Source organism: Prescottella equi, from assembly GCF_020171745.1.
Lineage (GTDB): Bacteria > Actinomycetota > Actinomycetes > Mycobacteriales > Mycobacteriaceae > Prescottella > Prescottella equi_A.
The window spans coordinates 1-17,596 of record NZ_JAIVAH010000014.1 but is presented as its reverse complement, the minus strand read 5'-3'; the positions used below and the strand labels follow the sequence as shown (position 1 = coordinate 17,596).

Here is a 17,596-nt window from a genome sequence, read left to right as displayed (position 1 = left end):
GCACCCATGACCACAGTCGAGACCAGCATCTTCGAATCGCTCGAATCCGAGGTGCGGAGCTACAGCCGCAACTGGCCCGCCGTGTTCGAATCGGCGTCCGGGGCCTGGATCCGCGACGAGGCCGGGCGCGAATACCTGGACTTCTTCGCGGGCGCCGGCGCCCTCAACTACGGGCACAACAACCCCGTCATGAAACAGGCACTGATCGACTACATCGCGAGCGACGGCATCACGCACGGCCTGGACATGTCCACCGTCGCCAAGCGGGAGTTCCTGAAGAGCTTCCAGCGCAACATCCTCGAACCCCGCGGACTCGACTACAAGGTCCAGTTCCCCGGACCGACCGGCACCAACTCGGTCGAGGCCGCGCTGAAGCTCGCCCGCAAGGCGACCGGACGCGAGTCGATCATCAACTTCACCAACGCCTTCCACGGTATGACGTTGGGCGCGCTGTCGGTGACCGGCAACTCGATGAAGCGGGCCGGCGCGGGCGTGCCACTGGTGCACGCCACCCCGATGCCGTTCGACAACTACTTCGGCGGCGTCACCGAGGACTTCCAGTGGTTCGAGCGGGTGCTCGACGACTCCGGCAGCGGACTCAACCGCCCCGCTGCGGTGATCGTCGAAACCGTGCAGGGCGAGGGCGGCGTCAACGTCGCCCGCCCCGAATGGCTGCGCGCGCTCGCCGACCTGTGTCAGCGCCGCGACATCCTGCTCATCGTCGACGATGTCCAGATGGGCTGCGGCCGCACCGGCCCGTTCTTCTCGTTCGAGATCGCGGGAATCACCCCCGACATCGTGACCCTGTCGAAGTCGATCGGCGGCTACGGCCTGCCGATGGCGCTCACGCTGTTCAAGCCCGAACTCGACCTGTGGGCACCGGGCGAGCACAACGGCACGTTCCGTGGCAACAATCCGGCGTTCGTGACCGCTACCGCGGCGCTCGACCACTACTGGTCGGACGACGCACTGCAGCGGTCCACGCTCGCCAAGGGCGATCGGATCAGCCAGATCTTCACCAACCTCGCAGATACGTTCGACGGCGTCAGCACCCGCGGCCGCGGCATGGTCCAGGGCCTGGTGTTCGACGACCCCGGGATGGCCGTGAAGGTGTGCGGACTCGCGTTCGACGAGGGCCTGCTCGCCGAGACCTCGGGGCCGTCCGACGAGGTGGTCAAACTGCTGCCGCCGCTGACCATCACCGAGGCCGAACTCGACCACGGCCTGAGCATCCTCGCCGAGGCCACCGCCAAGGTCTTCGCCTGACCCTCTGATCCAACCGAAAACGTAGCGACGAGAGGAGCTTTCATGATCGTTCGCACCACCGACGAGATCACCGACACCGACCGCGACATCACCAGCGAGGACGGCAACTGGCGCAGCAAGCGCATCGTCCTCGCGGGCGACGGGGTCGGGTTCTCGTTCCACGAGACCGTGATCCGCGCCGGCTCGGTCAACGAGTTCCACTATGCGAACCACATCGAGGCTGTGTGGCTGGTCGAGGGCGACGGTATCCTCACCGACCTCGACAGCGGCGAGGTGTACCAGCTGCGCCCGGGCACGATGTACCTGCTCGACGGGCACGAGCGGCACCGGGTGGAACCGGTCACCACGATGCGCATGCTGTGCGTGTTCAATCCCCCGGTCACCGGGCGCGAGGTGCACGACGAGAACGGCGTGTACCCGCTCGTCACCCTCGACGAGGACGAGCGCGCCGCCTCGTAGCACCGCACGACAAACTGCTCCGAACACCAGTCAGGGCCCGGTCGATTCTCTCGACCGGGCCCTGACTGTTGCCTACGATCAGCCGACGCGCTCCATCACGACGGTCGGATCATCCATCGGGGGAACGTCGTCCGCGGCCGGCTCCTGCCGACGGCGCCACCAGATGGTGAACGCGACGGCGACGACGATCAGCGCCACGAGCGCCAGAACGGCCGTCCAGAACCGCGGGCCGTAGTAGCCGACGAGGACCATCCGCATCGCGTTGCGCGCCCACGTCAGCGGCATCAGGGCGTGCAGCCACTGCAGCGGCGCCGGCATCTGCTCGATCGGGTAGACGGCACCGAACGCGAAGATCTGGATCATCAACGCACCCAACGCCACGAAGGTGCCGTTGACCGCGCCGAAGACCACCGTGAAGAGCCGTCCCAGCGCGACCGCGGCCGCACCGACGAGGACCATGACGGCGGTCAGCGCGAGGGCGCTCGGCGGATCCGCGTCGGCCACGACGAGCGACACCACCGTCGCCACGAGGGCCGCGACGAGCGTGACGGCGGCGGGGGTCCGGTACCGGCGCAGGCCCTCCCGGATCACGTTCTCGTGCACCCGCTGCGAGCTACCCCGACGCGGGCGGACGACGAACCAGATCAGGATGCCGACCAGGAACAGCAGCACCGACATCACGGCCGGCACCGCGCCGGGCCCGAACCCGGCCGCCGGGTAGGCGTACGTCTGCTCGACAGCGACCGGCGCCGACAGCAGCCCCGCGGTGGTGGCCCGCTGCTCGTCGGTGAACTGGGGAACCTGCGCGGCGCCGTCGGTCAGCCCCGTCGCGAGTTCGTTGCTGCCGCTGTCGAGCTGGCCCATGCCGGTGGACAGCTGCCCCAGTCCGTCGCGCAGCTGGATGCCACCGGTGTTCAGCTGACCGAGCCCCGACGACAACTCGTTCGCGCCGGTGCTCAGTTGCTGCGCACCCGACGACAACTGCCCCAGCCCGGTGTTCAGCTCCCCGGCACCCGCAGCCGCCGACATCAGGCCGCCACGGTATTCGGCGGTCGGGTCGGTGAGCTGACGCGCGAGCTGGCGCGCACCGTCCCTCAGCTCCACGAGCTGGGACTGGATGTCGCCCTGTTCGCCGAGGACGCTGAGCAGCGGGCCGGTGACCGTGTCCACGAGTTCGCTGATCTGCTTCGCGCCGGCGCCCAATTCGTCGGTGCCGCCCACCAGCTGGTTCAGGCCCGCGCTCAACTCACCCGAACCGGCCGCGGCCTCGCCGGCGCCCGTCGCGAGTTCACCGGCACCGGCCGCGAGCTCGGTGCTGCCCTGGTTCGCCTCCCCGAGTCCGGCCGACAGCTCCTTGCTGCCCGCGTAGAGCTCGTTGGTTCCCGCGAGCGCGTCCTTCGTTCCGGCCGAGAGCTGCTGCGCACCGGCCGCCGCCTCACCGAAACCCTTCCCGAGGTCGCCGAGACCGATGAGGACCTGATCGACGGACTGCTCACCGATCGACTCCGACACCGCCGAGCGCACCTGCGCGACGACACTCTCCCCGACCGGGGTGGCGACAAGGCTGTTGTAGTCGTTGTAGACCACGTCGAGCTGGGCCTTGCGGCCGCTGCCACTGGCTGCACTCGCGACGTCGGCGCTGAACGTCTCCGGAATCACGACGGAGAAGTAGTAGCTGCCGTCGTCGACGCCGTCCTGGGCCTCCTGGGCCGAGACGACCTTCCAGTCGACGTCGCCGCTGTCGACGAGCCCCGCGACGACCTCGTCGCCCGCGACGATCCGCGTGCCGTCGACGTCGGCGCCCACGTCCGCGTTGACGATCGCGACCGGCAGCCGGCTGACGGTGTCACCCGGATTCCACAGCGCCCACATGTAGAAGCCGGCAATAGCGAGCGGCGCGATGACGAGCAACGCCAGGATCGTGCGGACGACGTGAGCCCGGCGCGTGGAAGCGCCGGGCTCACCGGACGGAGATGTGGGCACCATGAGGAGCTCTCTCGTTGCGGGGACCGAGGGCGGCCGGCGGCCGCGAACGGCGCCGACGTGGACATATGTCCAATTTGGTCACGATAGAGAGTGAAACCGCTCACGGTGGCGTTTCCCGCGAATTCGACGGCAGCGTGTCGCGGTCAGGACACCGGGTCCGGGAAGAACAGCTCGCGTGCCCGGCGCGCCACCTCCGTCGGCGGGACGTTCTCGATCCGGGTGCAGACCGCCCAGCGGTGCCCGAACGGATCGAGGAACACACCGTGCCGGTCGCCGGAGAACGCGTCGGCCACCGGCGTGACCAGGGTCGCACCGGCCCGCACAGCGGTGTCGACGAACGCATCGGTGTCCTCGACGTACACCACGAGCGAGGAGTGCACCCAACCCTGCTCCGGCGCCTTGAGCCCGAAATCGGGCATCTCCTGCGACAGTTGGAGCATCGAGTCGCCGATCCGGATCTCGGCGTGCATCACGGTGCCGTCCGGCGCGTCCATCCGGTCGACGATCACCGCGCCGAGACCGCGGACATAGAAGTCGATCGCGACGTCGCCGTCGGGGACCGCCAGGTACGGCGTCAGGGTTCGGTATCCGTCGGGAATCGGGTTCACTGTGGTCATGGCGACCAGTCTCCGGCGCCGGCGACCGACGAGGATTGAACGGATCGGACACGCCTACCCTGGATCGGGTGATCGACCGAATGCTCGAACTGCTCCGCGGCCGCCGCGTGTGCGTGCTGACCGGGGCGGGAATCTCCACCGACTCCGGAATCCCCGACTACCGCGGCCCCGATTCGCCACCGCGGAACCCGATGACCTACCAGCAGTTCGTGGGCGATCCCTCGTTCCGCCGCCACTACTGGGCGCGCAACCACCTCGGCTGGCGGTTCATGGACGCCGCCCGCCCCAACGTCGGGCACCACGCCGTCGCCGCGCTCGAACGGGCCGGCGTCGTCCACGGTGTCATCACCCAGAACGTCGATCTGCTGCACACCAAGGCCGGCACCCGTCGGGTCATCGATCTGCACGGCAGCTACGCCCAGGTGCGGTGCCTGGACTGCGGCGCACGGATGTCGCGGATGACCCTCGCCGACCGCCTCGACGCCGCCAACCCCGGTTTCGCGGACAGCGTCGCCGCCGCGACCGGCGTCGAGATCGCGCCCGACGCCGACGCCGTGATCGAAACCACCGACCACTTCCGGATGGTGGACTGCGACCGGTGCGGCGGCATGCTCAAGCCCGACATCGTCTACTTCGGCGAGAGCGTGCCGAAGCCGCGCGTGACGGCCGCATTCGAGATGGTCGCCGGCGCCGACGCCCTGCTGGTCGCCGGATCGTCGCTGACCGTGATGTCGGGGCTACGCTTCGTCCGCCGCGCCGCGCGGGACGGGCTGCCGATCGTCATCGTCAACCGCGGCAGCACGCGCGGCGACGAGTTCGCGACGCTCAAGGTCGAGGACGGCTGCTCGGACGTCCTGCAGTCGCTGGTGTCCGCGCTCCCCGACTGACCGGGACGGCTACAGCGCCACCAGGTCGTCGGCGTGCACGACGGGACGGTGCATGTCGGCGGGCAGATCCGCGGTGGACCGACCCAGCATCTCCTCGATCTCCGTCGAGTCGTACGCCACCACGCCGCGCGCGACAGGACGGTCGTCGGGGCCGACGAGGGACACGACGTCGCCGCCGTAGAACCGGCCGCCGACCGCGGTGACGCCCGCCGGCAGCAGCGAGCGTCGACGTTCGACGACCGCCCGCACGGCGCCCTCGTCGAGGTGCAGCGCGCCCTGCGTGTCCGCCGCGTGCCGGACCCAGAACTTACGGGCCGACATCCGGTGCGGCCGTGCCGCGAACACGGTGCCGACGTCGGCCGTCGTGAGCGCCGTCGCCGCATCCGACGCCGCGGTCAGCAGCACCGGCACACCCGAGTCGGCCGCCAACCGAGCCGCCGACAGCTTGGACGCCATGCCGCCCGTGCCCAGCGCTCCCCCGGACCCGGCCACCACGCCGTCGAGATCCTCGGGGCTGTTCACCTCGGGAATGAGTGTGGCGCCACCCTTTCGGGGATCGCCGTCGTAGAGACCGTCGACGTCCGAGAGCAGTACCAGAGCGTCCGCGCCGACGAGATGCGCGACGAGCGCCGCGAGCCGGTCGTTGTCACCGAACCGGAGTTCCGTCGTGGCAACGGTGTCGTTCTCGTTGACGATCGCGACCGCGTGCAGGGCTCGCAGCCGGTCGAGCGTGCGCTGCGCGTTGCGGTGCTGCGTGCGCCGGGCGATGTCGTCGGCGGTGAGCAACACCTGGCCGACGGTGCGCCCGTATCGCGCGAACGACGTGCCCCACGCGTGCGCCAACGCCAACTGACCGACGCTGGCGGCAGCCTGCTTCGTCGCGAGATCCCTTGGGCGGTGCGTCAATCCGAGCGGAGCGAGACCCGCCCCGACCGCACCCGACGACACCACGACGACGTCCGAACCGGCCCGCATCCGCGCCTCGAGCGCATCCGCGAGCAGATTGAGCCGCCCGACGTCGAGGCCACCGATCAGGCTCGTCAAGGCCGACGAACCGATCTTGACGACGATGCTGCGCGCGGACGCGATGGACGCTCTGGTCTCGCTCACTGGTTCTCGGGATCCTCGCTATCGAGTCCGCGACGCACCCGGCGGGCGTGCTTACGCTCGGCCGCGCCGATGCGCTCGTCCTGGTCGAGTCGGGCATCGGTGCCACGACCGGTACGGACGATGTCGACACCGGCCGCAGTCTGCGGCTCCCACTCGAATCCGACGTCGCCGATGGTGACGAAGGCACCGGGTTCGGCGCCGTGCTTGACCAACGCGTCCTCGACGCCGAGGCGAGCCAGACGGTCGGCGAGGTAGCCGACGGCCTCGTCGTTGTCGAACGCGGTCTGCCGCACCCAGCGCTCGGGCTGAACGCCGCGCACGATGAAGCCACCCGGATGATCCGGATCGGCGAGGACCTCGAACCCGGTCTCCTTGGCTGCGATCGGGCGGATCACCTGGCGCTTGGGCTCCGCCGGCGGATGCGCCTCACGGTAATCGGCCACCATCTTGGCGAGCGCGAAGGTCAGCGGCCGCAGTCCGTCCCGGCTGACGGCCGAGATCGTGAACACGGGCCAGCCGCGCGCCTCGAAGTCCGGCGTCACCATCTCGGCGAGCTCGGCCGCCTCGGGGACGTCGGCCTTGTTGAGGATCACGATGCGGGGACGGTCGGCGAGGTCACCGAGGCTCGCGTCGCCCTTGAGCGCCGGCTGGTAGGCCGCCAGTTCCGCCTCGAGGGCGTCGACGTCGGAGATCGGATCGCGCCCCGGCTCGAGCGTCGCGCAGTCCACGACGTGCGCGAGAACCGCGCAGCGCTCGAGGTGCCGCAGGAAGTCCAGGCCGAGGCCACGGCCCTCGCTGGCGCCCGGGATCAGGCCCGGCACGTCCGCGACGGTGAACGTCTCGTCACCACTCGACACGACGCCCAGGTTCGGCTGCAGGGTCGTGAACGGGTAGTCGCCGATCTTCGGCTTCGCGGCCGACAGCACCGACACCAGCGACGACTTGCCGGCGGAGGGGAAGCCGACGAGGCCGACGTCGGCGACCGACTTGAGTTCGAGGATCAGGTCGCCTGCCTCGCCCTCCTCGCCGAGCAGGGCGAAGCCGGGGGCCTTGCGGGCCTTGGAGGCCAGCGACGCGTTGCCGAGGCCACCCCGGCCGCCCCTGGCCGCGACGAACTGGGTCCCGATCCCGATCAGGTCGGCGAGAACCTCGCCGTCCTTGTCGACCACGACGGTGCCGTCCGGCACCTTGAGGATCAGGTCCGAGCCGTTGGCACCCTCGCGGTTGCCACCCATCCCCTGCGTGCCACTGGTCGCCTTGGCGCGCGGATGGAAGTGGAAGTCGAGGAGGGTGTGGACGTTGCGGTCCACCTCGAGCACGACATCTCCGCCGCGACCACCGTTGCCACCGTCGGGGCCGCCGAGCGGCTTGAACTTCTCGCGGTGGACGGAGGCGCAACCATTGCCGCCTTTTCCGGCGCTGACGTGCAGCACCACGCGGTCAATGAATCGGGACATGACTGCCGGATCCTTCCTCAGTCAATACTTCGGGCGGAGAGTGCACGGTGCACGCGAAGCGCGCGCACCGCTCTGGAAACAACAATAGGGGCGGGCAGGGTTGTGAGACCCTGGCCCGCCCCCATTGGGAGATCGGATGCGATGTCGGACTCGTCAGCCTGTCAGGCGAACGAAGCCCGGATCACAGTTGGCAGCAGGCTCAGGCCTCTGCCGCGACCGGAACGATGTTCACGGTCTTGCGCCCACGCTTGGTGCCGAACTCGACGGCGCCCGCAGCGAGAGCGAACAGGGTGTCGTCACCGCCACGACCGACGTTGACGCCGGGGTGGAAGTGGGTGCCGCGCTGACGCACGAGGATCTCGCCGGCGCTGACGGACTGGCCGCCGAAGCGCTTCACGCCGAGTCGCTGTGCATTTGAATCGCGACCGTTACGGGAGCTGGATGCACCCTTCTTATGTGCCATGTCGAATCCCTCCCAGGAATCGGTGAAAGCTGAATCGGTGAAAAGGTCGAGTTACTTGATGCCGGTGACCTTGAGGACCGTCAGCTTCTGACGGTGACCCTGGCGCTTGTGGTAGCCGGTCTTGTTCTTGAACTTGTGGATCCGGATCTTCGGGCCCTTGGTGTGCTCGACGACCTCACCGGTCACGGAGATCTTCGCCAGCTTGTCGGCGTCGGTGGTCAGCTCGGACCCATCGACCACGAGGACCGGGGCAAGCGAGACAGCGGTGCCGGGCTCACCCTCGATCTTCTCGACCTTGACGAGGTCACCAACAGCGACCTTGTACTGCTTTCCGCCGGTCTTGACGATCGCGTACGTTGCCATCGGACGGCTACCCCTTGCTACTTCGAACGTGCTCGCGCCGCTGCCGTCAGGCTTTCGTTGCTGCGCGACTGGTCTGGTGTGGCGGCTACCCCTTGCGCGCCCGTGGTATGCCCAAAGCGGGCGCAGCAGAGCGGTATCGCCGGGTAGCGACCGGTCAAGATTACGGGACAGGAGCCGTCAGGGTCAAACTGACGCAACACCGTTCCCGCTGTGGTGCTTCGCCGCCCGGTATGAGAGGGCGGCGAAGCACCACGGGATGGATCAAGCGTCGGCGTCCACCGGCGGACCGGCAGGACGCGCGGACGCACGGCGCCGACGCGGCTTACGCGGAGTAGCTGCAGGCTCGGCAGGCGCACCGCCGTCGGGCGACGACGTCGTCTCCGCAACCTCGGCCGCCGGTTCGGGCGCGGCCGGGGGTTCTGCCGACGGAGCGGGCTCCGTGGCCGACATCACGAATACCGTCCCCGACTCGGGGGTGTCCCCTGCCGGTGCGGCCGCCGCGCGGGAGACCCGCCGACTCCGTCGCCGGCGCGGCGTCGCCGCCTCCGGCTCGGGTTCCGGCGTTGGCTCCGCCTCTACCGGTTCGGCTTCCGCGACCGCGGGTTCCGACGACTTCGGCGAAGATGCCTCCACAGCCGCCTCGGATGCGGCGGTCGCGTCGGCGGCAACCGGCGTCTCGGCGGACGCTCCGGCTTCGTCCTCCGGGTGATGCGACGCCATCGCGAGTGCCACCGGGTGCGCCCGCTTGACGGTCGCGTCCGCGGCCGCCTCCTCGGGCGACGGGTGCCCGTGCTGACCGTCCGACTCCGGCTCCGGTTCCGGGGCAGTGGCAGGGGCAGCCGCGGCCGACCGATCGCGGCCACGCTTCTTGCGGCCGCCGCCCGACTCCTTGCCCTGACCCTGGCCGCGTCCACCGTCGTCGGAGGACTTCGCCTCGACCGGCTCGGTGTGAACGATGATGCCTCGACCGTGGCAGTGCTCACACGTCGTCGAGAACGCCTCGACCAGCCCGGTGCCGAGCTTCTTGCGCGTGACCTGGACCAGGCCCAGCGACGTCACCTCGGACACCTGATGGCGGGTCCGGTCCCGTCCCAGCGACTCGGTGAGCCTGCGCAGCACCAGATCACGGTTGGACTCGAGCACCATGTCGATGAAGTCGATGACGATCATGCCGCCGATGTCGCGCAGACGCATCTGCCGCACGATCTCCTCGGCCGCCTCGAGGTTGTTCCGGGTGACGGTCTCCTCGAGGTTGCCGCCGGCACCGGTGAACTTGCCGGTGTTGACGTCGACCACGGTCATCGCCTCGGTGCGGTCGATCACCAGCGTGCCGCCGGACGGCAGCCACACCTTGCGATCGAGCGCCTTCGCGAGCTGCTCGTCGATGCGGTGCGTCTCGAACACGTCCGGGGTGCCCGGCGCAGGATCGTGCCGCTCGACGCGCGGCAGCAGATCGGGCGCCACCGTCTTGATGTAGGTCTCGACGGTGTTCCACGCCTTCTCGCCCTCGATCACGAGCTTCGAGAAGTCCTCGTTGAACAGATCGCGGACAACCTTGACGAGGAGATCGGGCTCCTCGTACAGCGCCTGCGGCGAGCCGGACTTGCCGTCCTTCGCCTTCGCGGCCTGCTCCTCGATCGTCGCCCACTGCGTCTGCAGGCGGGTGACGTCGCGCGCCAGTTCCTCCTCGCTGACGCCCTCCGACGCCGTCCGGATGATCACACCGGCGTCGGCCGGCACGATCTCACGGAGGATCTCCTTGAGACGCTTGCGCTCGGTGTCGGGCAGCTTGCGGCTGATGCCGGTGGAGGTTCCGCCGGGCACATACACGAGGAATCGCCCGGCCAGGCTGATCTGCGTGGTCAGGCGGGCACCCTTGTGGCCCACCGGATCCTTGCTGACCTGCACCAGCACCTGATCGCCCGGCTTGAGGGCCTGCTCGATCTTGCGCTCGCGACCACCGAGACCGGCGGCCTCCCAGTTGACCTCGCCCGCATACAGGACGCCGTTACGTCCGCGACCGATGTCGATGAAGGCTGCTTCCATGCTGGGCAGCACGTTCTGCACGCGCCCGAGGTAGACGTTGCCGACCATCGACGTCGAGGACGACCCGGTGACGAAGTGCTCCACGAGCACGCCGTCCTCGAGGACCGCGACCTGCGTCGACGCCGCCGGATTGGCTCCGCCGACCTTCTCGCGGACGACCATGACCCGGTCGACCGCCTCACGGCGGGCCAGGAACTCCGACTCGCTCAGGATCGGCGGACGACGACGCCCGGCGTAACGCCCGTCGCGGCGACGCTGACGCTTCGCCTCGAGACGGGTGGATCCGCTGATCCCCTGCACCTCGTCCTTGGTCCGCGGCTTGTTGCGCGGTTCGCGCTCGTGGACGACGGTGTTCGGCGGATCGTCCTCGGAGGTGACCTCGCCGTCGGCACCGCTGCGGCGGCGACGACGACGACGCCGGCGCCGGCTCGAGCCGTCGCCCTCGTCCTCGGACTCCGCCCCCTCGCCCTCGGAAGCCTCGGTGCTCTCCGCACCCTCCTCGGTCGCCGTCTCACCGGCGTCCTTACCTGCGGACTCTGCAGAATCCGAGGAGACGTCCTCGGCCTTCTCGGTGTCCTCGGTCTCACCCTCGGTCTGCTGCTCACCTCGGCCGCGGCCACGGCCACGGCGCCCCCGACGACGACGACGCTGCTGGTCGCCGCCCTCGGAATCGCTCGATTCCCCGGCGTCTGCGGATTCGGCAGCCTCGGTCGTAGCCTCGGCGGCGGTCTCGTCGGCGGCCGTCTCCGCGGCGGCCTCGACCTTCTCCTCCTGCGACTCCTCGGTCACCTCGGGTGCGGCTGCGGCCCGACGGCTACGCCGCCGCCGCGGAGCGGGCTCCGCCGCGACAGCCTCGGGCTGCAGGAACAACGGCGCCTGCACGGACGCGGGAGCCGCCGCCTCGTCGCTCTCGGTACCCAGGTCCGCGCTGGCGAAGAGGGCGTCACCCGCGTCCGAGGTCTCCGTGGTCTCCGCCGACTCGGCGGCCTCGGCCGGTTCGGCGACCTTTGCAGCCTTGGGGGCAGCCTTCTTGCGGGCCCGCTTGCGCGGGGCCGGCTTCTCGGCCGGAGCGGTCTCCGCCGGTGCCTGCTCTGCGACGGTCTCGGTCACGGGTTCAGCGGCGACCGGCTCCGCGACGACCGGCTCGGCGACGACCGGCTCGGCGACGACCGGCTCGGGCGCGGCGGTCGCGCCCGTCACGGTCGCGTGGATCCGTTCGGCGATCTCACGCGGGAGACTCGACTGTGCGCTGCGCAGTTCGGTACCCAGCGCGGCGGCCTCAGCGAGGACCTGCTTGCTTGTCACACCGAGGAGCTTGGCCAGCGCATGGGCGCGGATCTTCTCGGGCAGTGCCGGGGGGGCACTCGCTTCGACCGACGCTTCCGCGATCGGTTCCTGGACGTTTTCGGGCGGCGCTTGGTCGGCCACGTATTCTCCTCGAGCCCCCGGGCGCGTCCATCCGTCTGTCGATCGAATGTGACGCGGCCGCGCGGGGGCGATGGTTGTGTACTCGCATCTTGGATACGAGATTGTCTGGTCTCGCTCCACGTGCTCCGCAGTGTCCGTTATCACTGCAGAATCGCGCGGTGCCTGGCTGGATGGCGGCGATCCACGGCGCATGCGCCTGACCGTTCACGGCGCGAGCGCCTGCTCATCCAGCATGCCGCACGTGACAGGGATTACCTGTGCTGATGTGGCAGCGATGACGGGCTTCGTTCCGTGGGTGTCATCCGGCCGAATCCGCGTGGAGCCAAATTGCGGTCCGGCCTCCCCCAGTATCCCACACGGCAACGGTTTGTCCGCCCAGCGGCGCACCGATAGGTGACGAAACGAAGGGACGCTCCGCGGGCACGAAGGCCCGGGAGCGTCCGGAGGTTGGGGGTATCAGGCCCGCGCGAGCTGGGGAAACCAGAGCGCGATCTCGCGCTCGGCAGACTCCACGGAATCGGATCCGTGGACGAGATTCTGTCCACCGTCGAGCGCCAGGTCGGCGCGAATGGTGCCGGGAACCGCCTTCTCGACGGGATCGGTCCCGCCGGCGATCTGACGGAACGCCGCGATGGCCCGCGGGCCCTCGAGGACCGCCGCGACGAGCGGACCCGACGTGATGAACTCGAGCAGCCCCGGGTAGAAGGGCTTGCCCTCGTGCTCGGCGTAATGGGTGGCGGCCACGTCGTTCGGCGCGGTCCGCATCTCCATCGCCGCGATGGTCAGGCCCTTGCGTTCGATGCGGGAGAGGATCTCGCCGACGTAGCCACGGGCCACGCCGTCGGGCTTGATCAGTACCAGGGTGCGCTCAGTCACGGCGAACAGCCTAGACGGTCAGTCTCGTTGTCCGGGCAGCAGACCCCGCGCGATGCGCTCGGAGATGTCCTTGCGCAGGTACACGATGTACAGCCAGACCGCGCCGAACAGCACGCCGATCACGCCGAGGGAGATGTCGATGAAGAATCCGAGGATCGTCGCAACCTGGAGTGCCAGGTTGTACTTCATCGCCCACGGCTTCCCCTGCACGCCGGCGCCCAGGATCATCAGCAGCGCCAACACGCAGATGTAGAGGCCCGAGGCCCACGTCAGGCCGGTCGAGTTCACGACCGCCACGACCGGCAGAGCCAGCAGCACGACGATCGCCTCGAGGATCAGGGTGCCGGCCATGACGCCACGGAACCCCTTCCACGGGTCGTTCACCGGGGGGTGGAACTGGGGTTCTGGGGTGTCGCTCACGCGGGGTCCTTTCCGAACAGGGATCGGGCGACGCCCGCGGTCACGACGGACCCGGTGACGACGACTCCCGCTCCCGATACTGCCTCACCGGGTTCGGCGACCTCTTCGGCCAACCCGATCGCGGTCTCGAGGGCGTCCGGCAGGGTGGACGCCACCACGACACGTTCGTCGCCGAACCGCGCGACCGCGCGATTCGCGAGATCCTCGACGTCCATCGCGCGGGGAGACCCGTTGTGGGTGACGACGATCTCGTCGAAGACCGGCTCGAGCGCCGCCAGGATGCCGTCGACGTCCTTGTCGCCCATGACGCTCACGACGCCGACCAGCTTGCGGAAGTCGAACTCCGCGGCCAGCGCGGCCGCGAGGGCCTGTGCCCCGTGCGGGTTGTGCGCGGCGTCCAGGAACACCGTCGGCGCATTCCGGACCCGCTCGAGCCGTCCGGGATTGACGACGGACGCGAAGCCCGCGCGGATCGCGTCCGCGTCGAGCTGACGGTCCGGGCCCGCGCCGAAGAACGCCTCGACCGCCGCGAGCGCGAGCGACGCGTTGCGCGCCTGGTGCTCGCCGTGCAGCGGCAGGAAGATGTCCTCGTACACGCCGCCGAGGCCCTGCAGTTCGAGCTGCTGGCCACCGATCGCGATCTGCCGGCGCAGCACCCGGAACTCGGATCCCTCGCGCGCCACGGCCGCCTCGACCTCGACGGCGCGGCGCAGCAGCACGTCCATGACCTCGGGGTCCTGCTCTGCGATGATCGCGACGGTGTCGACCGGCGCGACGCCCTCGACGCCGCTGTCGCGACCCTTCTTGATGATTCCGGCCTTCTCCCCCGCGATCGACGCGAGGTCGGGGCCGAGGTAGTCGACGTGGTCCAGGCCGATCGGGGTGATCACCGCGACCTGCGCGTCGATGACGTTGGTCGCATCCCATTTGCCACCCAGCCCGGTCTCGACGACCGCAACGTCCACGGGCGCCTCGGCGAAAGCGGCGTACGCCATCGCCGTGGTGACCTCGAACTTGCTCATCGCGGGACCACCGGCAGCCTCGGACTGCTGGTCGATCATCCGGATGTACGGCTCGATCTCCCGATAGGTGTCGACGTAGGTGCGCACCGAGATCGGTGCCCCGTCGATACTGATCCGCTCGGTCGCCAGCTGCAGGTGCGGGCTGGTGGTCCGACCGGTCCGACGGTGCAGGTGCGTCATCAACGCGTCGACCATCCGCGTCACCGACGTCTTGCCGTTGGTGCCGGCGACGTGGATGGCCGGATAGCTGTGCTGCGGCGAGCCGAGCAGGTCCATCAGCGCGGAGATCCGGGTCAGCGACGGCTCGATCTTGGTCTCGGGCCAGCGCTGGTCCAGCTCCGCCTCGACGAGCGCGAGTTCGGCGAGATCGACCGGGTCGGGGGCGCCCGGACGTTCGGTACTCACGCTCCGCCCAGCTCCTTCAGACGTGCCGACATGCGCGCGATCTCCTCCTGCGCCACCTGCTGGCGGGCACGGATCTTGTCGACCACCGCATCGGGGGCCTTCGCGAGGAACGCCTCGTTGCCGAGCTTGGCGGTGGTGCCGGCGAGTTCCTTCTCGGCGACCGCGAGGTCCTTCTCGAGGCGCTTCTTCTCGGCACCCAGGTCGACGGCGCCCGACGTGTCCAGCTCGACGGTGACGGTGGCCTTGCTCAGGCGCACCTCCACCGAGGCGGTCGCCGCGAACGTCTCGGTCGGCTCGGTGAGCTTCGCGAGCGACGTCACCGACGCCAGCTGGGACTCGATGTCGGCGTCGGCGGCACCGGTGAGGCGCGCGGCCACCTTCTGCGACGGCTTGAGACCCTGGTCGCTACGGAAGCGGCGAACCTCGGTCACCAGACGCTGCATGTCCTCGACCCGCTGCGCCGCAACGGCATCCGACGCGACACCGGTCGCGGCGGGCCACTCGGCGACGACGACGGACTCGCCGCCGGTGAGCACCTTCCACAGCGTCTCGGTGACGAACGGGATCACCGGGTGCAGCATCCGCAGCAGCGTGTCGAGCACGTTGCCGAGCACGGCCTTGGTGCCTTCGGCGTGGACGCTGCCCTCGGCGAGTTGCGGCTTGGCGAGCTCGAGGTACCAGTCGCACACCTCGTCCCAGGCGAAGTGGTACAGCGCCTCGCAGGCCTTGGAGAACTCGAACTTCTCGAACGCCTCGTCGACCTCGCCGCGGACCTGCTCGAGTCGGTCGAGGATCCAGCGGTCGGCGTCGGTGAGCACGTCACGAGCCGGCAGATCGGCCACGACGGCACCGTTCATCAGCGCGAACTTGGTGGCATTGAACAGCTTGTTCGCGAAGTTGCGCGACGACTGCGCGTGGTCCTCGCCGACCGCCAGGTCGCTGCCCGGGTTGGCGCCGCGGGCCAGCGTGAAGCGCAGCGCGTCGGCGCCGAAGCGGTCCACCCAGTCCAGCGGGTCGATGCCGTTGCCGCGCGACTTCGACATCTTCTTGCCGAACTGGTCGCGCACCAGGCCGTGCAGGAACAGGTCCTTGAACGGCACCTTGGCACCGCTCACGGCGTCGTCGCCGGCCACGTACGTGCCGAACATCATCATCCGGGCCACCCAGAAGAACAGGATGTCGTAGCCGGTGACGAGAACGCTGGTGGGATAGAACTTCTCGATCTCGGGGGTCTTCTCGGGCCAGCCCATCGTGGAGAACGGCCACAGGCCCGACGAGAACCACGTGTCGAGGACGTCGGGGTCCTGCACCCAGCCCTCGGGTGCGGTCTCGTCCGGGCCGAAGCACTGCACCTCGCCGTTCGGGCCGTACCAGATCGGGATGCGGTGACCCCACCACAGCTGACGCGAGATGCACCAGTCGTGCATGTTGTCGACCCACGCGAACCAGCGCGGCTCCTGGCTGGCCGGGTGAATGACGGTGTCGCCGTTACGGACCGCGTCACCCGCGGCCTTGGCCAGCGCGTCGACCTTGACCCACCACTGCATCGACAGCCGCGGCTCGATGGTCTCGCCGGAGCGCTCCGAGTGCCCGACGCTGTGCACGTACGGACGCTTCTCGGCGACGACGCGGCCCTGCTCGGCGAGCGCTTCGCGCACCTTGACGCGGGCCTCGAAGCGGTCCATGCCGTCGAACTGCGTTCCGGTGTCGGCGATCTTGCCGGTCTTGTCCATGATGGTGGGCATCGGCAGGTTGTGCCGCACGCCCATCTCGAAGTCGTTGGGGTCGTGCGCGGGCGTGATCTTCACGGCGCCGGTGCCGAACGCGGGGTCGACGTAGTCGTCGGCGATGATCGGGATCTGCCGGCCCGTGAACGGGTGCTCGAGCGTGGTACCGACGAGGTGCTTGTAGCGCTCGTCCTCGGGGTGCACCGCGACGGCGGTGTCACCGAGCATCGTCTCGACACGGGTGGTGGCGACGATCACGTGCGGCTCGGCGTCGTCGAGGGAGCCGTAGCGCAGCGAGACGAGCTCGCCCTCGACCTCCTCGAACTTCACCTCGATGTCGGAGATCGCGGTCTGCAGCACCGGCGACCAGTTGACCAGGCGCTCGGCGCGGTAGATCAGGCCGTCGTCGTACATCCGCTTGAAGATCGTCTGGACGGCGCGGGAGAGGCCCTCGTCCATCGTGAAGCGGTCGCGGCTCCAGTCGACGCCGTCGCCGATGCGACGCATCTGGCCCTGGATCATGCCGCCGGACTCGCGCTTCCAGTCCCAGACCTTCTCGATGAAGTCCTCGCGGCCGAAGTCTTCCTTCTTCTTGCCGTCGGCGGCGAGCTGCTTCTCGACGATGGTCTGCGTCGCGATGCCGGCGTGGTCCATGCCGGGCAGCCACAGCACCTCGAAGCCCTGCATCCGCTTGCGGCGGCACAGCGCGTCCATCAGGGTGTGGTCGAGCGCGTGGCCCATGTGCAGCGAGCCGGTGACGTTCGGCGGCGGCAGCACGATCGAGTAGCCGGGCTTGTCGCTCGTCGGGTCGGCGGTGAAGTAACCGGCGTCCACCCAGCCCTGATACAAGTCGGCCTCTACCGCGCTGGGGTCCCAGCTCTTGGGGAGGGCGTCTGCGGGGGTCTGGGGAGTCTCTGGCGCACTGGTCACCCCCCAATCGTAATCAGTGGCGGCGAATCGCCCGGACCCGGCTCGGAAGACCTCCCCCCGCCCCTCTACGCCCGCCCCTCCCCCTCGCGTTTTGCGCACTTGTCGCGCGTTTTCGGGCCCCGAAAACGCGACAA

Annotated in this window: 14 protein-coding genes; 3 read left to right on the top strand and 11 right to left on the bottom strand. The window is 69.3% G+C overall.

What is annotated here, in order from left to right; genetic code table 11:
* Positions 1–6 precede the first annotated feature (6 nt).
* Both ectB and LCL87_RS12620 read left to right on the top strand, forming a co-directional pair.
* On the top strand, positions 7–1,266 hold the full coding sequence (gene ectB / locus LCL87_RS12625; protein ID WP_225020081.1) for a diaminobutyrate--2-oxoglutarate transaminase: 1,260 nt from the start codon (positions 7–9) through the stop codon (positions 1,264–1,266).
* Between the two features lie 42 nt (positions 1,267–1,308).
* Positions 1,309–1,725: an ectoine synthase gene (locus LCL87_RS12620; RefSeq protein ID WP_225020079.1), complete on the top strand. Its 417-nt coding sequence runs from the start codon at positions 1,309–1,311 to the stop codon at positions 1,723–1,725.
* A gap of 78 nt (positions 1,726–1,803) precedes the next feature.
* On the opposite strand, the gene LCL87_RS12615 is transcribed toward LCL87_RS12620, so the two are convergent.
* The gene (locus tag LCL87_RS12615) at positions 1,804–3,711 is read right to left on the bottom strand and encodes a YhgE/Pip domain-containing protein (RefSeq protein WP_225020077.1); all 1,908 of its coding nucleotides are present in this window, start codon (positions 3,709–3,711) and stop codon (positions 1,804–1,806) included.
* A gap of 143 nt (positions 3,712–3,854) precedes the next feature.
* Positions 3,855–4,328 carry a VOC family protein gene (locus LCL87_RS12610; protein ID WP_225020075.1) on the bottom strand — a complete coding sequence of 158 codons (474 nt, stop codon included), beginning with the start codon at positions 4,326–4,328 and terminating at the stop codon, positions 3,855–3,857.
* An 80-nt stretch (positions 4,329–4,408) separates the two neighbouring features.
* Between LCL87_RS12610 and LCL87_RS12605 the strand changes: the two genes are divergently transcribed.
* Positions 4,409–5,215, top strand: a complete 807-nt coding sequence (locus tag LCL87_RS12605; RefSeq protein ID WP_237692134.1) for an NAD-dependent protein deacetylase — start codon at positions 4,409–4,411, stop codon at positions 5,213–5,215.
* 9 nt (positions 5,216–5,224) lie between these two features.
* Here LCL87_RS12605 and proB read toward each other — a convergent pair whose 3' ends face one another.
* The 9 genes from proB to LCL87_RS12560 form a co-directional block, all read right to left on the bottom strand.
* Positions 5,225–6,325 (bottom strand): glutamate 5-kinase, encoded by a 1,101-nt coding sequence (proB, locus tag LCL87_RS12600; protein WP_225020070.1) that lies wholly within the window; start codon positions 6,323–6,325, stop codon positions 5,225–5,227.
* Positions 6,322–7,782 (bottom strand): GTPase ObgE, encoded by a 1,461-nt coding sequence (gene obgE / locus LCL87_RS12595; protein ID WP_225020068.1) that lies wholly within the window; start codon positions 7,780–7,782, stop codon positions 6,322–6,324. Before obgE ends, proB begins: the two co-directional genes overlap by 4 nt.
* Before the next feature lie 199 nt (positions 7,783–7,981).
* Complete coding sequence (gene rpmA, locus LCL87_RS12590; RefSeq protein ID WP_013416501.1) at positions 7,982–8,245, bottom strand: 50S ribosomal protein L27; 264 nt, start codon at positions 8,243–8,245, stop codon at positions 7,982–7,984.
* Positions 8,246–8,296: 51 nt separating this feature from the next.
* Positions 8,297–8,608, bottom strand: a complete 312-nt coding sequence (gene rplU, locus LCL87_RS12585) for a 50S ribosomal protein L21 (protein ID WP_005512259.1) — start codon at positions 8,606–8,608, stop codon at positions 8,297–8,299.
* Positions 8,609–8,869: 261 nt separating this feature from the next.
* Positions 8,870–12,082 (bottom strand): ribonuclease E/G, encoded by a 3,213-nt coding sequence (locus LCL87_RS12580; protein WP_225020066.1) that lies wholly within the window; start codon positions 12,080–12,082, stop codon positions 8,870–8,872.
* Positions 12,083–12,538: 456 nt separating this feature from the next.
* Positions 12,539–12,958 carry a nucleoside-diphosphate kinase gene (gene ndk / locus LCL87_RS12575; protein ID WP_225020065.1) on the bottom strand — a complete coding sequence of 140 codons (420 nt, stop codon included), beginning with the start codon at positions 12,956–12,958 and terminating at the stop codon, positions 12,539–12,541.
* Positions 12,959–12,976: 18 nt separating this feature from the next.
* On the bottom strand, positions 12,977–13,378 hold the full coding sequence (locus LCL87_RS12570) for a DUF4233 domain-containing protein (protein WP_510850752.1): 402 nt from the start codon (positions 13,376–13,378) through the stop codon (positions 12,977–12,979).
* Positions 13,375–14,805, bottom strand: coding sequence for a bifunctional tetrahydrofolate synthase/dihydrofolate synthase (folC, locus tag LCL87_RS12565; RefSeq protein ID WP_510850751.1), 1,431 nt, complete (start codon positions 14,803–14,805; stop codon positions 13,375–13,377). Before folC ends, LCL87_RS12570 begins: the two co-directional genes overlap by 4 nt.
* Complete coding sequence (locus LCL87_RS12560) at positions 14,802–17,462, bottom strand: valine--tRNA ligase (protein ID WP_225020063.1); 2,661 nt, start codon at positions 17,460–17,462, stop codon at positions 14,802–14,804. Before LCL87_RS12560 ends, folC begins: the two co-directional genes overlap by 4 nt.
* Positions 17,463–17,596 lie beyond the last annotated feature (134 nt).

Bases quoted from the DNA above. Each gene is read 5' to 3' on its own strand.
- ectB (WP_225020081.1), top strand. From the start codon at position 7: ATGACCACAGTCGAGACCAGCATCTTCGAATCGCTCGAATCCGAGGTG.
- LCL87_RS12620 (WP_225020079.1), top strand. From the start codon at position 1,309: ATGATCGTTCGCACCACCGACGAGATCACCGACACCGACCGCGACATC.
- LCL87_RS12615 (WP_225020077.1), bottom strand. From the start codon at position 3,711: ATGGTGCCCACATCTCCGTCCGGTGAGCCCGGCGCTTCCACGCGCCGG.
- LCL87_RS12610 (WP_225020075.1), bottom strand. From the start codon at position 4,328: ATGACCACAGTGAACCCGATTCCCGACGGATACCGAACCCTGACGCCG.
- LCL87_RS12605 (WP_237692134.1), top strand. From the start codon at position 4,409: ATGCTCGAACTGCTCCGCGGCCGCCGCGTGTGCGTGCTGACCGGGGCG.
- obgE (WP_225020068.1), bottom strand. From the start codon at position 7,782: ATGTCCCGATTCATTGACCGCGTGGTGCTGCACGTCAGCGCCGGAAAA.
- rpmA (WP_013416501.1), bottom strand. From the start codon at position 8,245: ATGGCACATAAGAAGGGTGCATCCAGCTCCCGTAACGGTCGCGATTCA.
- rplU (WP_005512259.1), bottom strand. From the start codon at position 8,608: ATGGCAACGTACGCGATCGTCAAGACCGGCGGAAAGCAGTACAAGGTC.